The organism is Pseudomonas sp. PIC25 (genome assembly GCF_002286785.1).
Classification (GTDB): Bacteria; Pseudomonadota; Gammaproteobacteria; order Pseudomonadales; family Pseudomonadaceae; genus Pseudomonas_M.
Genome location: NZ_MUJY01000086.1, coordinates 104,065 through 118,943, shown reverse-complemented (window position 1 = coordinate 118,943; position 14,879 = coordinate 104,065). Strand labels below are relative to the sequence as shown.

Annotated in this window: 11 protein-coding genes and 1 pseudogene; 9 read left to right on the top strand and 3 right to left on the bottom strand. The window is 64.6% G+C overall.

The annotated features are described in order from the left end of the window. On the top strand, nucleotides 1-235 hold a 235-nt coding region (locus BZL41_RS28835; RefSeq protein WP_218224496.1), incomplete at its 5' end, for a hypothetical protein. A gap of 26 nt (nucleotides 236-261) precedes the next feature. On the opposite strand, the gene BZL41_RS10925 is transcribed toward BZL41_RS28835, so the two are convergent. After that, nucleotides 262-732 carry a MaoC family dehydratase gene (locus tag BZL41_RS10925; RefSeq protein ID WP_095599319.1) on the bottom strand — a complete coding sequence of 157 codons (471 nt, stop codon included), beginning with the start codon at nucleotides 730-732 and terminating at the stop codon, nucleotides 262-264. After that, a complete protein-coding gene (locus tag BZL41_RS10920) occupies nucleotides 729-1,688 on the bottom strand; it encodes an alpha/beta hydrolase (RefSeq protein WP_095599318.1) in 960 nt (319 codons plus the stop codon). Before BZL41_RS10920 ends, BZL41_RS10925 begins: the two co-directional genes overlap by 4 nt. A gap of 215 nt (nucleotides 1,689-1,903) precedes the next feature. Between BZL41_RS10920 and fadD2 the strand changes: the two genes are divergently transcribed. The 7 genes and pseudogenes from fadD2 to BZL41_RS10890 all read left to right on the top strand — a co-directional run bounded on the left by fadD2 (nucleotide 1,904) and on the right by BZL41_RS10890 (nucleotide 12,907). Next, nucleotides 1,904-3,592, top strand: a complete 1,689-nt coding sequence (fadD2, locus tag BZL41_RS10915) for a long-chain-fatty-acid--CoA ligase FadD2 (protein ID WP_095599317.1) — start codon at nucleotides 1,904-1,906, stop codon at nucleotides 3,590-3,592. A 230-nt stretch (nucleotides 3,593-3,822) separates the two neighbouring features. Beyond that, nucleotides 3,823-5,511, top strand: a complete 1,689-nt coding sequence (gene fadD1, locus BZL41_RS10910; RefSeq protein ID WP_095599316.1) for a long-chain-fatty-acid--CoA ligase FadD1 — start codon at nucleotides 3,823-3,825, stop codon at nucleotides 5,509-5,511. Between the two features lie 61 nt (nucleotides 5,512-5,572). Next, nucleotides 5,573-6,442, top strand: a pseudogene (locus tag BZL41_RS29395) (cache domain-containing protein); the annotation flags it as partial. Nucleotides 6,443-6,544: 102 nt separating this feature from the next. After that, nucleotides 6,545-7,300: a methyl-accepting chemotaxis protein gene (locus tag BZL41_RS29390; RefSeq protein WP_371916511.1), complete on the top strand. Its 756-nt coding sequence runs from the start codon at nucleotides 6,545-6,547 to the stop codon at nucleotides 7,298-7,300. A 302-nt stretch (nucleotides 7,301-7,602) separates the two neighbouring features. Continuing rightward, entirely contained in the window at nucleotides 7,603-11,613 is a 4,011-nt protein-coding gene (hrpA, locus tag BZL41_RS10900; RefSeq protein WP_095599314.1) for an ATP-dependent RNA helicase HrpA, read from the top strand. Between the two features lie 321 nt (nucleotides 11,614-11,934). Next, nucleotides 11,935-12,360 (top strand): 3-isopropylmalate dehydratase, encoded by a 426-nt coding sequence (locus BZL41_RS10895; RefSeq protein WP_095599313.1) that lies wholly within the window; start codon nucleotides 11,935-11,937, stop codon nucleotides 12,358-12,360. Between the two features lie 4 nt (nucleotides 12,361-12,364). Continuing rightward, complete coding sequence (locus tag BZL41_RS10890; protein ID WP_095599312.1) at nucleotides 12,365-12,907, top strand: GNAT family N-acetyltransferase; 543 nt, start codon at nucleotides 12,365-12,367, stop codon at nucleotides 12,905-12,907. A 58-nt stretch (nucleotides 12,908-12,965) separates the two neighbouring features. Here BZL41_RS10890 and BZL41_RS10885 read toward each other — a convergent pair whose 3' ends face one another. Then, on the bottom strand, nucleotides 12,966-13,577 hold the full coding sequence (locus tag BZL41_RS10885; protein ID WP_095599311.1) for a LysE family translocator: 612 nt from the start codon (nucleotides 13,575-13,577) through the stop codon (nucleotides 12,966-12,968). A 311-nt stretch (nucleotides 13,578-13,888) separates the two neighbouring features. Here BZL41_RS10885 and BZL41_RS10880 point away from each other — a divergent pair, with 311 nt between their 5' ends. Continuing rightward, nucleotides 13,889-14,854, top strand: coding sequence for a lipin/Ned1/Smp2 family protein (locus tag BZL41_RS10880; RefSeq protein WP_095599310.1), 966 nt, complete (start codon nucleotides 13,889-13,891; stop codon nucleotides 14,852-14,854). Nucleotides 14,855-14,879: the final 25 nt, after the last annotated feature.

Below are 14,879 nucleotides of genomic sequence, written 5' to 3'. Positions count from 1 at the left end.
GCTATGGAAACGAGCTCAACCCATTGATTTGCATGAAGGAATCGCTCGGCTTCTATCCCTTGCAACAGCTAACGCAGACATAGCCAATGAATTCGCCCCACGGTGTGCCGTGCTGGGGGCGGCTCTGCTGGCGAAGCTTTTGCGTGCTGCATTCGCGAGCAAGCTCGCTCCTACAAAGTCCTGCGTGTGGAAGCGAATTCATTTCGCGATGGCCGGCAAGCCCTCTCACGGATGAATCCGTTCCCACCCGAAAGCGAGGTCTCAGCCAATGGTAATCGGCGGCAGCTCCGGCAGTTCCACCGCCAATGCCTGCTTCGGCGCCAGCACTTCGGCTTCGCCATCGACCACCTGTTCGTCGTTCTGGTTGAACACGCGGGTGGCGATGCGCACGCGGTTCTTCGGCAGTTTTTCCAGGACTTCCAGCTCTACCTTGAGGCTGTCGCCCAGCTTGACCGGGCGGGTGAAACGCAGTTGCTGGCCGAGGTAGATGGTGCCCGGGCCGGGCAGTTCGCAGGCGATGGCGGCGCTGATCAGCGCGCCGCTGAACATGCCGTGGGCGATGCGCTCCTTGAACAGGGTGCCGGCGGCGTATTCGGCGTCCAGGTGTACCGGGTTGCGGTCGCCGGATACCGCGGCGAACAGCTGGATGTCGCGCTCCTCCACGGTCTTGGCGAAGCTGGCGCGCTGGCCGACTTCAAGGCTGTCGTAGGGGAAATTCTTGACCTGGCTCATGCAATCTCCTGGGTCGGAAGTGGACAGTGCCGGCCGGCGACGAGGGTTCGTTCCAGCCAGTCGATGAGGTAGGCGGTCACCTCGTCGCGGTTGCTTTCATTGAGCAGCTCGTGACGGGCGTCGGGATACAGCTTCAGTTGGACGTTGCGCAGGCCGGCGCGGCACAGGGCTTCGGCCAGTTTTTCCAGGCGGACGCCCTGGCTGACCGGATCGCGCGCGCCGCCGACGACCAGCAGCGGCAGGTCGTGGTCGATCTGCGCGAGATTCTTCTCTTGGGAGATTTCTTCCAGCCCGCCCAGCAGGTCGATCCATAGCTGGTTGGTGCAGCGGAAGCCGCACAGCGGGTCGGTGACGTACTTGTCGACTTCGTCCGGGTCGCGGCTCAGCCAGTCGAACGCCGTGCGGTTGGGTTTGAACGCTTTGTTGAAGGAGCCGAAGGACAGGAATTCGATTAGTGCGCTACGCCCCACCGGTCCCTGACGCCAGCGCTCGAAGCGCGCCACCTGCCGGGCCGCTCGGTAAAGCGCCGGCGGCTGGAAGTTGGAGCCGGAGAGGATCGCGCCTTGCAGGCTGCAGCTATGGCGCATCAGGTAAGCCTGGCCGATGTAACTGCCCATGCTGTGGCCGAGCAGGAAGATCGGTGCGTCCGGGTGCTGCTGGCGAATATGGTGGTTGAGGTTGGCCAGGTCGGCGATCACCCGCTGCCAGCCGTCATGATCGGCGTAATGTCCGAGCACGCCGCGTTGCGCGGTGCGCCCATGGCCGCGTTGGTCGTGGCCGTAAAGGGCGAACCCGGCCGACGCCAGGGCTTCACCGAGGCGCGCATAGCGGCCGCTGTGCTCGGCCATGCCGTGCGCCAGCATCACCACCGCCCTGGGCGGCTGCTCGGGCGACCAGTGATTGACATACAGCGGAGCGGCATCGCTGGCGGTCAGCCAGAAGGCGTCGTGGCGCATGGCGGGTCCTTGTGCCCGGAAGATGCCCGCATTGTAGAGCCAGCACCGTGCCTTTTCCCAGCCATTCGACACCCGATCCGTGGCCTTCGAAGTAGTCCGTGATTCACGCGGTCAATGACGCTGTCCGGAGTATTTGCGCCCGGCCTCGGAGCTGCTAAGTTCCCGAGACCCCCGCATGCGCGGGCCAGACAGGCTCAGGTAAGAGGACAAAAACAATGCAACCTGATTTCTGGAACGACAAGCGCCCCGCCGGCGTGCCCAACGACATCGACCTGGGTGCCTACAAGTCGGTGATCGAGGTGTTCGAGCGCTCCTGCAAGAAATTCGCCGATCGCCCGGCCTTCAGCAATCTCGGCGTGACCCTGACCTATGCCGAGTTGGACCGCCTGTCCGCCGCCTTCGCCGGCTACCTGCAGCAGCACACCGACCTGCAGCCGGGCGACCGCATCGCCGTGCAGATGCCGAATATCCTGCAGTATCCGGTCGCCGTGTTCGGCGCCCTGCGCGCTGGGCTGATCGTGGTCAATACCAACCCGCTGTACACCGCCCGCGAGATGCGCCACCAGTTCAAGGATGCCGGCGTGCGGGCGCTGGTCTACCTGAACATGTTCGGCAAGCTGGTGCAGGACGTGCTGGCCGACACCGACATCGAATTCCTCGTCGAAGCGCGGATGGGCGACATGCAGCCGGCCCTCAAGGGGTGGCTGATCAACACGGCGGTGAAGAAACTGAAGAAGATGGTTCCGGACTATCAGCTGCCGCAGGCGGTGTCCTTCAAGGACGCCCTGCGCCAGGGGCACGGCCATGCACTGCGGCCGGTGAAGGTCGGCCTCGAGGACATCGCCGTGCTGCAATACACCGGCGGCACCACCGGGGTGGCCAAGGGCGCCATGCTGACCCACGGCAACCTGGTGGCGAACATGCAACAGGTACACGCTTGCCTGTCCCAGGAAGGGCCCGACGGTCATCCGCTGATGAAGGAAGGGCAGGAGGTGATGATCGCGCCGCTGCCGCTGTACCACATCTATGCCTTCACCGCGAACTGCATGTGCATGATGGTCAACGGCAACCACAACGTACTGATCACCAACCCGCGCGACATTGCCGGCTTCGTCAAGGAGTTGAAGAAGTGGCGTTTCTCCGCGCTGCTCGGCCTGAACACCCTGTTCGTCGCGCTGATGGATCACCCTGAGTTCAAGACCCTGGATTTTTCCAACCTCAAGGTCACCAACTCCGGCGGGACCGCCCTGGTCAAGGCCACTGCCGAGCGCTGGCAGGCGCTGACCGGCTGCGCGGTGGTGGAAGGCTACGGCCTGACCGAGACGTCGCCAGTGGTGAGCACCAACCCATACGGCGACAAGGCCCGCCTCGGCACCGTTGGCATCCCGGTGCCGGGTACCGCCTTGAAGGTCATCGACGACGAGGGCCGCGAGCTGGGCATCGGCGAGCGCGGTGAGCTGTGCGTCAAGGGTCCGCAGGTGATGAAGGGCTACTGGCAGCGCCCGGAGGCCACTGCCGAGGTGCTCGACAGCGAAGGCTGGCTGAAGACCGGCGATGTGGCGGTGATCGATCCGGATGGCTTCGTGCGCATCGTCGACCGCAAGAAGGACCTGATCCTGGTGTCCGGTTTCAATGTCTATCCCAACGAGATCGAGGACGTGGTCATGGCCCATCCGAAGGTGGCCAGTTGCGCCGCCATCGGTGTGCCTGACGAGAAATCCGGCGAGGCGGTGAAGCTGTTCGTCGTACCGCGCGAGGCCGGCTTGACGGTGGACGAGCTGAAGGCCTACTGCAAGGAGAACTTCACCGGCTACAAGGTGCCCAAGCATATCGTCCTCAAGGATGCCTTACCGATGACGCCGGTAGGCAAGATTCTCCGTCGCGAGTTGCGGGATATCGCCTGAGTCCTCGACCTTGAGCCGTTCCGTCAGGAATTGACGGTCGTGATGATGAATGACCGAATCAATTGATTCGGTCATTTTTTAACTGGCGAGGCTGTATCTGGCTCTGGTTCCACCCTGGCAAAGCTGCTACTCTCGGCGCGCTTTTTTGCCGGTCTGCGACAGAAAAGACCGCAAACACAACAACAACCGCCGCGCGCGGTGATACCAGCTGTGCTCAGGAGTGGGCTTCCATGACCGAAAATTTCTGGAAGGACAAGTACCCTGTCGGGGTCGCTGCCGAGATCGATCCCGACCAGTATCCGAACATCCAGGCGGTGCTGAAACAGTCCTGCCAACGCTTTGCCGACAAGCCTGCCTTCAGCAACCTGGGCAAGACCCTGACCTACGGCGAACTCTACGAGCTCTCCGGCGCCTTCGCCGCCTACCTGCAACAGCACACCGACCTGCAACCGGGCGACCGCATCGCCGTGCAGTTGCCGAACGTCCTCCAGTACCCCGTCGTGGTGTTCGGTGCGATGCGCGCCGGCTTCATCGTGGTCAACACCAACCCGCTGTACACCGCGCGGGAGATGGAGCACCAGTTCAACGATTCCGGCGCCAAGGCGCTGGTCTGCCTGGCCAACATGGCCCACCTGGCCGAGGAAGTCCTGCCGAAGACTGGCGTGCGCCACGTCATCGTCACCGAAGTCGGCGACATGCTGCCGCCGCTCAAGCGCCTGCTGGTCAACAGCGTGGTCAAGTACGTGAAGAAGATGGTGCCGGCCTACAACCTGCCGCAGGCGGTGAAGCTCACCGAGGCCCTGGCCAAGGGGCGCGGCAAGGCGCCGAAGGAAGCCAACCCGGCCAGCGGCGACGTCGCCGTGCTGCAATACACCGGCGGCACCACCGGGGTGGCCAAGGGCGCTATGCTGACCCACCGCAACCTGATCGCCAACATGCTGCAGTGCAAGGAGCTGATGGGCGCCAACCTGGACGAGGGCCGCGAGACGGTTGTCGCGCCGCTGCCGCTGTACCACATCTACGCCTTCACCTTCCATTGCATGGCGATGATGCTGAACGGCTGCCACAACGTCCTGATCACCAACCCGCGCGACCTGCCGGGCATGATCCGGGACCTGGAAAAGTATCGCTTCACCGGCTTCGTCGGCCTCAACACCTTGTTCGTCGCCCTGTGCAACAACGAGGATTTCCGCCGTCTCGACTTCTCCCAGCTCAAGCTCACCCTGTCAGGCGGCATGGCGTTGCAACTGGCCACGGCCGAGCGCTGGAAGGAAGTCACCGGCTGCCCGATCTGCGAAGGCTACGGCATGACCGAGACCAGCCCGGTGGTGTCGGTGAACCCGTTCCAGAACATCCAGGTCGGCACCATCGGCATTCCGCTGCCGTCGACCCAGTGCAAGGTCATCGACGACGAAGGCAATGACCTGCCCATGGGGGCCATTGGCGAGCTGTGCGTCAAGGGCCCGCAGGTGATGAAGGGCTACTGGCAGCGCCAGGAGGCCACCGACGACATCCTCACTGCCGACGGCTGGCTGAAGACCGGCGACATTGCGGTGATCCAGGACGATGGCTACATGCGCATCGTCGACCGCAAGAAGGACATGATCCTGGTCTCCGGCTTCAACGTGTACCCGAACGAGCTGGAAGACGTGCTGGCGACCCTGCCAGGCGTGTTGCAATGCGCGGCCATCGGCGTGCCGGACGAGAAGTCCGGCGAGGCGATCAAGGTTTTCGTGGTGGTCAAGCCGGGCGAGAGCCTGACCAAGGAGCAGGTGATGGAACACATGCGCGCCAATGTCACCGGCTACAAGGTGCCGAGGTCCGTCGAGTTCCGCGACAGCCTGCCGACCACCAACGTCGGCAAGATCCTGCGTCGCGAGTTGCGTGACGAAGAGTTGAAGAAACTCGGCAAGAAATAAGACTTAGGGATGACGGAAAAACCCGCTTCGGCGGGTTTTTTTGTACGCGAAAAGCGGCAAAATGGCATCATTCAAAAACCTTTCAAGTCGTAGGTGTATGAACATGCTTTCGTCGCTTGGACTCCGCACCAAAATTCTCCTGCTGGCGCTCGGGCCGATCTTCGCCCTGGCTATCCTCCTCAGTCTCATCGCCACGCTGGTGCTCCAGCAGCTCGCCGACCAACAGGAGGAGCAAACCCGCCAGAGCCTGACCCAGGACCGACGCAACGAATTGCAGCATTACGTGGACCTGGCCCTCGATGCGATCCGCCCGATCCATGAAGCCTCCGCACAGAACGACATGGCGGCGCGGGACGAAGCCGTGGCATTGCTCAAGCGCCTGTCCTACGGCAACGGCGGCTATTTCTGGGGCTACGACGGCAACCATCGGCGGGTCTTCCAGGCAGACACCAACGAGCGTATCGGCGACGACTTCAGCGATTACCGTGATCCCAACGGCGTCTATGCCATTCGCGAGCTGGTCAAGGCGGGCAAAGACGGCAGCCATGTCGTTGCCTACAGCTTCGTCGTGCCAGGCAGCGATACCCTGGTGCCGAAGATCGGGTACGCAGAGTATTTGCCGAAATGGAACCTGGTCATCGGCACCTCGCTCAACCTGGATGGCGTCGAACGTGACGTACAAAGCGCCCGCGAAGTCTTCCAGGAGCGCATCGACCACCTGCTGCTGATCATGATGGGCTCGGCCCTCGCGTTGCTGGCGTTGATCGCCGTGACGGCGCTACCGATCACCAACGGCATCCTGCGTCCGTTGCAACTGCTCAAGGCCAACCTGGACGACATGGCGGCAGGCGAGGGCGACCTCACTCACCGGCTGCCGGCCATGGGCAAGGACGAACTGGGCCAACTGGCGGTTTCCTTCAACCGCTTCGTCGAAAAGATCCATGCCCTGGTTCGCCAGGTGGCCGATACCACCACCCGGTTGTCCGGCCTGGTCAGCGCCGTGGCGGCCCAGGCCGAGCGCTCGGAACAGGCGATGACCGGGCAGCGCCACGAGACCGACCAGACCGCTACCGCGATCAACGAGATGTCCGCGGCGGCCCATGAGGTGGCGATGAGCGCCCAGCGCGCCGCCGAAGCTGCCAGCGAAACCGATCGGCAGGGCCATGACGCCAAGCGTGTGGTGGACCAGAGCATTGGCCAGATTCGCGAGCTGGTCGTTGGCCTGGGCAGCACCAGCGATTCCCTCGAAGGCCTGCGCCAGGACGTGCAGGGCATCGTCGGCGTGCTCGAAGTGATTCGTTCCATTGCCGATCAGACCAACCTCCTGGCCCTCAACGCGGCGATCGAGGCGGCCCGCGCCGGCGAGGCCGGGCGGGGCTTCGCGGTGGTCGCCGACGAGGTCCGTGCCCTGGCCAGCCGCACCCAGCAGAGCACCGGCGAAATCCAGGGCATGATCGACCGCTTGCAGAACGCCACTCTCCAGGCGGTGGACGCCATGCGCCGGGCCAGCGACATGGGCGAGCAGACCAGCCTGCAGGCCAACCAGGCCGGCGAGTCGCTGGATGCCATCGCTACCCTGATCGGTACCATCAACTCAATGAACGCGCAGATCGCCAGCGCGGCGGAAGAGCAAACCGCCGTGGCCGAGGAGATCAACCGCAGCGTGCACCAGATCGCCGTCGCCGTGGACGGCGTGGCCGACGATGCCAGCCAGGGCGCGCAGACCGCCCAGGAGTTGAAGGCGCTCGGCGAGCAGTTGCAGCGGCTGGTGGGGCAGTTCCGCATCTAGCCGACCAGTTGTGCCGGGGACGGTTGTAGGGGCGAAGTCATTCGCCCGGCGAGGCCGGGTTGGACGAATGAATTCGTCCCTGCGTGGACGTCCGGCGTGGCTTTGTAGGAGCGAGCTCTGCTCGCGAAATGAGCCGCGCAAAAGCTTCGCCAGCAGAGCTGGCTCCTACGAAAAACCACAGGCCCCGCGTTGCAGGCGAATTCATTCGCCTCTGCAAGAGCCTGGCCGAACGCCATTCGAATGCCCCGGTCGGGCAAATCTGCGACAATTCCGCTCTTTACGTGAATTGTCCGACGTTGCCGATGACCGCTCCGACGCCTTCCTTCGATCAACTGCTGAAGAATCTCGACCAGACCCTGATCGCCGACCGCCACCGTTTGCGCCGGCAGTTGCACGAACTGCGCAAGGGCGGTGCGCCGGACGAGGCGAAGCTGGCGCAGTGGATCGAGCGCTTCCAGGCGTCCAAGGCCAGGGTCGAGGCGCGCCGGCAGAGTGTGCCGGCGATGCGCTACGACGACGCCTTGCCGATCGCCGCCAAACGCGACGAGATCAAGGCCGCGCTGGACAAGCACCAGGTCGTGGTGATCGCCGGCGAGACGGGCTCCGGCAAGACCACCCAGTTGCCGAAGATCTGCCTGGAAATCGGCCGCGGCGTGCATGGTCTGATCGGCCATACCCAGCCCCGGCGCCTGGCGGCGCGCAGCGTGGCGACGCGGGTGGCGGAGGAGATCGGCAGCCCGTTGGGCGAGCTGGTGGGCTATCAGGTGCGTTTCGAGGACCAGTCCAACGAGCGCAGCCTGATCAAGCTGATGACCGACGGCATTCTCCTCGCCGAGACCCAGCATGACCGCTTCCTCGAACGCTACGACACCCTCATCGTCGACGAAGCCCACGAGCGCAGCCTGAACATCGACTTCCTGCTCGGCTACCTGAAGACCCTGCTGCCGCGCCGTCCCGACCTCAAGTTGATCATTACCTCGGCCACCATCGACCTGGAGCGCTTCTCCCGCCATTTCGGCGATGCGCCCATCGTCGAGGTGTCCGGGCGTACCTATCCGGTCGAAACCTGGTACCGGCCGCTGGCTGCCGAACTGGACGAAGAGGGCGAGCCGCTGTTCGACGACCTCAGCGTCGACCAGGGCATCCTGCGCGCGTTGGAGGAGATCGAGGCCCACGAACGCAGTGTCGGCCAGCGTCCCGGCGATGTGCTGGTGTTCCTGCCCGGCGAACGGGAAATCCGCGATGCCGCCGAGGTGTTGCGCAAGGCCAACCTGCGCCACACCGAGGTGCTGCCGCTGTACGCGCGCCTGACGCCGGCCGAGCAGCAGAAAATCTTCCAGCCCATGCCGGGGCGCAAGATCGTCCTCGCCACCAACGTCGCCGAAACCTCGCTCACCGTGCCGGGCATCCGCTACGTGATCGACAGCGGCACCGCGCGGATCAGTCGCTACAGCTACCGCGCCAAGGTCCAGCGCCTACCCATCGAGGCCGTATCCCAGGCCAGTGCCAACCAGCGCAAGGGCCGCTGCGGGCGGGTCGAACCCGGCATTTGCGTGCGCCTGTACAGCGAGGAGGACTTCCTAGCCCGTCCCGAATTCACCGACCCGGAGATTCTGCGTACCAACCTGGCCGCGGTGATCCTGCAGATGCTCCATCTGCGTCTCGGCAATATCGAGGACTTCCCCTTCATCGAGCCGCCGGACGGTAAGGCGATCAAGGATGGCTTCACCCTCCTGCAGGAACTGTCGGCGGTCAGCCGCGAAGGCCAGCTCACCCCCATCGGCCGCCAGTTGGCGCGCCTGCCGGTGGACCCGCGTCTCGGCCGGATGATTCTCGAGGCCGCACGCCAGGGCAGCCAGGATGAAGTCCTGATCGTCGCCAGCGCGCTATCCGTGCAGGACCCGCGCGAGCGTCCGGTGGAGCGCCAGCAGGCCGCCGACCAGGCGCATGCCCAGTGGAAGGACCCGGACTCCGACTTCGCCGCGCTGATCAACCTCTGGCGCGGCTTCGAGGAACAGCGTCAGGCGCTGGGCTCCAACGCCCTGCGCAACTGGTGCCGGAAGAACTTCCTCAACTACATGCGCTTGCGCGAATGGCGCGACGCCCATCGGCAGTTGTTGCTGATCGCCCGTGAGTTGAAGTTGCCCAGCGGCCAGCAAGGGGCGGACAAGGGCAATGGCAACGGCGAGCGTTCTGCTCAACGACGGCCCACGGCTATCGAGGGCAAGGCGGCCGGAGAGGCCGCCCGCCGCGACATCGATTACGCCGCGGTGCACAAGGCGATCCTGGCGGGCCTGCTCAGCCAGATCGGCCAGAAGACCGAAGAGGGCGACTACAACGGTGCGCGCCAGCGGCGCTTCTGGATTCATCCGTCCACAGTGCTGGCGCGCAAGCGCCCGCAATGGATCATGGCCGCCGAGCTGGTAGAGACCACCAAGCTGTTCGCCCGCATGGTGGCGCGCATCGAGCCGGACTGGATCGAACCGCTGGCCGGCCACCTGATCAAGAAGAACCATCTGGAGCCGCATTGGGAGAAGAAGCGTGGCCAGGTGGTCGCCTACGAACAGGTCAGCCTCTACGGGCTGATCGTGGTCGGCCGCCGCCCGGTGCACTACGGCCCCATCGATCCGCCGGTTGCGCGCGAGCTGTTCATCCGCGAGGGGTTGGTGCGCGGCGAAATCAACAGCCGCGCCCGTTGCCTGAATGCCAACCGCCAGTTGCTGGAGCGTCTCGACGAGTTGGAGGCCAAGGCCCGCCGGCGCGACATCCTGGCCGACGAGGAAACCCTGTTCGGCTACTACGACGCCCGCCTGCCGCAGGACATCTACCAGGCCGCCAGTTTCGAGAGTTGGTACAAGCGCGAGAGCGAAAAGAACCCGCAACTGCTGATCATGCGCGAAGAGGACGTGCTGGCCCGCGAGGCCAGCGAGGTCACCGCCGCGCAGTACCCGGACCGCCTGCGCCTGGGTGAGCTGGAGCTGCCGCTGACCTACCACTTCGAGCCCGGGCATCCGCGTGACGGCGTTACCGTGCGGGTGCCGGCGCCGCTGCTGCCGCAATTGCCGGGCGAGCGCCTGGACTGGCTGGTTCCCGGCTTGCTGGAAACCAAGGCCGTGGCCCTGGTGCGTAACCTGCCCAAGGCGATCCGCAAGAACTTCGTGCCGGTCCCCGATTTCGTCGGCGCCGCCCTGGCCAAGCTGGCGTTCGGGCAAGGCAGCTTGCCGGAGTCCCTTGGCCGCGAATTGCAGCGCATGACCGGTGCCAGGGTGCCGGAAGAGGCCTGGGCTGAAGCTGCCGCGCAGTTGGAAAGCCACCTGAAGATGAACATCGAGGTGGTGGATGCGCGTGGCAAGTTCCTCGGCGAAGGCCGCGACCTGGCCGAATTGACCGCGCGCTTCGCCGAAGCCAGCCAGGCGGCGCTGGCGCTGCCGGAGCGCAAGGCCGAGGCCAAGCCGGTGGAGGCCAAGGCGTTCGCCCAGGTGGCGGAAAAGGTCCAGCAGAAGGTCGCCGGCCTGTCGCTGACGGTCTATCCCGCACTGGTGGAAGAGGGTGGGGTGGTCAAGGAGGGACGCTTCCCGACCCAGGCCGAAGCCGAGTTCCAGCACCGCCGTGCTTTGCAGCGCCTGCTCCTGCAACAATTGGCCGAGCCGGCGAAATACCTGCGCGGCAGACTGCCGGGCTTGACCGAGCTGGGTCTGCTCTATCGCGACTTGGGCCGCGTCGATGCACTGATGGAGGATATCCTCCTGGCCAGCCTGGATAGCTGCATCCTCGACGGCGAACCCACGCTGCCGCGCGATGGTGCGGCACTCGCGGCCCTTGCCGAGAAAAAGCGCGGCGTCTGGACCGAGCACGCCGAGCGCCTGGCGCGGCTGGTGCTGGACATTCTCAAGCTGTGGCACGGCTTGCAGAAGCGCTTCAAGGGGCGGATCGACCTGGCCCAGGCAGTGGCGCTGAACGACATCAAGGCGCAGTTGGCCAACCTGGTCTATCCGGGCTTCGTCCGCGAGACGCCGGCCGAATGGCTCAAGGAGTACCCGCGCTATCTGAAGGCCGTCGAACAGCGCCTGGACAAAGTCGGCGCCCAGGTGCAGCGCGACCGTGTCTGGGCCGGCGAGCTGGCCGGCTACTGGGAGCAGTACCAGGCCCGGGCCGCCAAGCACGCCCAGGAGGGCAAGCGCGATCCGAATCTGACGCTGTATCGCTGGATGCTGGAGGAGTACCGCGTTTCGCTGTTCGCCCAGCAGCTCGGTACGAAGATGCCCGTGTCCGACAAACGCCTGAGCAAGCAGTGGAGCGTGGTGGAGGCCTGACGAGGCGCATGGGCTCGGCAACCTTTCGCCAGCAGAGCTGGCTCCTACAAAAGCGGGAGCCGGCGTGGTGCTCAGCTTGGGGGGAGATTCGGAGGCCTTGTAGAAGCGAATTCTACTCGCGATGAGCCGCGCCGAAGCCCCGAGGAATGATGGCTGTAGAGTCGAATTCATTCGCCCGGTGGGGCTGCGTGAACAAATGAACTCGCCCCTACGAGAATCCCGAGGCTTCGACAGAACCCTTGAGTCATCCCTGCGGGACTGCCAATAATGCCCCTCGTCGCGCCTGTCCAGGGCGACGCCATCGGACCACGGAGGGATTTCATGCGATTGATCCATGCGGTATTGCCTGTGTTGGCGCTGGCCGGCTGCTCGTCCTTTCCCGCGGCGCCGGACAAGGTGGCCCCGGTCCCGGAAGACCGCCTGCTGGCGTTTCAGGAGGCCAGCACGGACGGTGGCCAACTGGTGGTGGAGCGTGACCTCGGGTTCCTCGGCGGCGGCTGCTACGTCGCCGTACTGGTGGACAAGCAGGTCGCCGCGCGCATCCATGTTGGCGAGTCGGCCAGTTTCCACCTGCCCCCCGGCGGCCATCTGGTCGGGATCGGTCCGGACAAGCAGGACGAGGGATTGTGCGCCATGGCCCGTCTGAACATCCATCGGGCGTTCCGGCTGCAGGATGGCGAGAGCGTGCATTTCCGCATCGTCAGCGAGGCCAACGGCGGCTTCGATATTCGCCCGGTCGAGCGCTGAGTCCATGGTTGAACTCCGACCCGCCGACGAATCGTTGTTCGCCTGGGCGCAGCAGGGCGATTTCGGCTTTCTCGTCGAACGTGAATTCCTGCCGGCGTTCGACACGGATGTCAGTCACCGCCTGGCTCCGCTGGAACCCTATAGCAAGGACTACCAGAGCGACCTGGAAGACTATCGCGATTACCTGGATGCGCCGGACAAGGCATTGCTGGCGGCGGTCGTCGAGGGTGAGTGGGCCGGGTACCTGGCGATCAGTTGCCACTGGAACGGCTTCGCCCTGGTCGAAGACCTTGCCGTGGAGCGCACCATGCGCCGTCATGGCGTGGCGCGTGTGCTGATGGATGCCGCCGTGGCCTGGGCCAGACGCCAGGGGTTGGCTGGCGTCACCCTGGAAACCCAGTCCAACAACGTCGCGGCCTGCCTGTTCTACCAGCGCTATGGCTTCCGTCTGGAGGGCATCGACCGCTTCTTGTATCGCGGCCTGTCGCCGCAGACCCGCGAGATCGCGCTGTTCTGGTACTTACTGTTCGAGGATGTTCCTCGCTAGGCGGTTGCGGGGGCGAATGAATTCACCCCTATAAGAAGTCGTTTGGCGCTGCGGACCGTCATCTCACCGTCGGCAGCGCCGCGCCCATGGCGGCGAACAAGCCGCCGCAGACACGGTTGAAGCCCTTGCCGCTGCGCTCCAGCCAGGGGCGGATGCGGTGAGCGAGGCGGGCGAGGATGTATTCGACAATGCCTTCCACCAGGGCGAAGGTCAGCGCCATCACCGCGAACTGCAGCCACAGAGGCCGCTGCGGGTCGAGGAACTGCGGCAGGAAGGCACCGAAGAACAGGATCACTTTGGGGTTGGACAGGGCGGAGAACAGGCCCTGGCGGAACAGTTGCGCGCCCGGCCTGGCCGTTGCGTCGTCGAGGTTGGTCAGGCGCAGCGGCGGAGAGCGCCAGAGCTGGATGCCGAGCCAGACCAGGTAGGCGCCGCCGATCCACTTGAGGAGAGTCAGCGCGTTGGCGGATGCCTGCAAAAGGGCGCCGATGCCGAACATCGACAAGGCCATCAGCACGACGAAACCGAGCAGGCCGCCCGTCACGGTGAACAGCGCCCGGCGGTGCCCGTAGAGCGCGCCGTGGGACAGCGCGAGCAGCCCATTGGGGCCGGGCGTCAGCGACAGGCCGATCACGGCGGTGAGGTACAGGAGCCAGAGGTGAAGTGCCATGGTGCTTCTTCCGGGGCAGGAGAGGGATCGAAGCTACTGGAGCCTCCGGTCCGCAGCAAGTGCCTGCCTCTGCCCGCGAAAACCCGAGGTCGTTCACAAATCCGAAAAGTCATGCGATCCGGCTCCCGGGAGGCCTGAAATCGGCCGGAACGTCTTGAACCGCGGGCTAAAGCGGCTCGCTACACCATAAAAGTGTTTGCACCGTGACTGGTCTTCTTGTTTCGGTCATGCAAGATTAATCCGGGTTGCTTACAGTCGAGTCTGCGCCGCTCCGGCGTCTGGACAATAACGACAATCAGAAGGAACCCTCGATGCGTACCCTCGCGCTCCTTGCTCTGTTGACGGGCAGTGCTTCGGCCGTCGCCCAATGCCCGGATTTCACCAGCCCCGCCAACCCGCCCGCATTCACCAAGCCGGCGAAGAAGAGCTTCCGCAACTTCGGCAACACCGTACTGGCCGGCCTCTACTCGCCCTGGCACATGGTGCACGACCAGATGGTCCGCAGCGGCCAGGCGGCGACAGTCACCGCCAAGTTCGACTACGACGCCGTGTTGCACAAGGACCTCGAAGGCGAATACGTGCATGCCTATCTCTACGGCACCGGCATGAGCGCCTGGGAGTATCTGGGCCGCTATACCACCGACAGCGACGGCAAGATCAATGTCGCCACCGGTACCCGCCGAGTGGGCGAATACCGGCTGCGCTTCGTGGTGGAAGGCGACCTCAGCCAGGTCGACGGTTATCTCAGTGTGGTCGATCCGAATCGCCCGGCCGTGCTGTTCGATATCGACGGCACCCTGACGATCAACGATTTCGAGGCCTATGCCGACTATGTCGGCCTGAAGACCGCGCAAGCCTATTACTACGCCCCGGAAACGGTACGGGCGTACCGGGATAAGGGCTACCAACTGGTGTTCCTGACCGCCCGGCCGTACTGGGTCACCCGCGATGCCCGCGAATGGTTCGACCATCAGAACCTGCCGCGCTGGCATTACCGTTCGAATCCATACGGCGATGGGCCGATCCCGCCGGATACCCAGGCGCACAAGACCAACTACATCAAGTACCTGCGCCAGGACGTAGGGTTGAACATCGTCCGTGCCTACGGCAACGCCACCACCGACATCGCCGCCTATGCCGATGCCGGGTTGCCCAAGTCGGAAACCTGGATCATCGGCGAGCACGCCGGCGCATCAGGTACCCAGGCGCTGAACGGCGACTACAGCTATCACTTCAGCACCGTGGTCGCCAACACGCCGAACGCGGCGTGCAATTGAACCGTTGAAACGACGGCCGGCGGGA

What these genes read in the sequence shown, in the direction of transcription:
- hrpA (WP_095599314.1), top strand. Translation starts at nt 7,603, where the DNA reads ATGACCGCTCCGACGCCTTCCTTCGATCAACTGCTGAAGAATCTCGAC.
- BZL41_RS10925 (WP_095599319.1), bottom strand. Translation starts at nt 732, where the DNA reads ATGAGCCAGGTCAAGAATTTCCCCTACGACAGCCTTGAAGTCGGCCAG.
- fadD1 (WP_095599316.1), top strand. Translation starts at nt 3,823, where the DNA reads ATGACCGAAAATTTCTGGAAGGACAAGTACCCTGTCGGGGTCGCTGCC.
- BZL41_RS29390 (WP_371916511.1), top strand. Translation starts at nt 6,545, where the DNA reads ATGACCGGGCAGCGCCACGAGACCGACCAGACCGCTACCGCGATCAAC.
- BZL41_RS10885 (WP_095599311.1), bottom strand. Translation starts at nt 13,577, where the DNA reads ATGGCACTTCACCTCTGGCTCCTGTACCTCACCGCCGTGATCGGCCTG.
- BZL41_RS10880 (WP_095599310.1), top strand. Translation starts at nt 13,889, where the DNA reads ATGCGTACCCTCGCGCTCCTTGCTCTGTTGACGGGCAGTGCTTCGGCC.
- BZL41_RS10890 (WP_095599312.1), top strand. Translation starts at nt 12,365, where the DNA reads ATGGTTGAACTCCGACCCGCCGACGAATCGTTGTTCGCCTGGGCGCAG.
- BZL41_RS10895 (WP_095599313.1), top strand. Translation starts at nt 11,935, where the DNA reads ATGCGATTGATCCATGCGGTATTGCCTGTGTTGGCGCTGGCCGGCTGC.
- fadD2 (WP_095599317.1), top strand. Translation starts at nt 1,904, where the DNA reads ATGCAACCTGATTTCTGGAACGACAAGCGCCCCGCCGGCGTGCCCAAC.
- BZL41_RS10920 (WP_095599318.1), bottom strand. Translation starts at nt 1,688, where the DNA reads ATGCGCCACGACGCCTTCTGGCTGACCGCCAGCGATGCCGCTCCGCTG.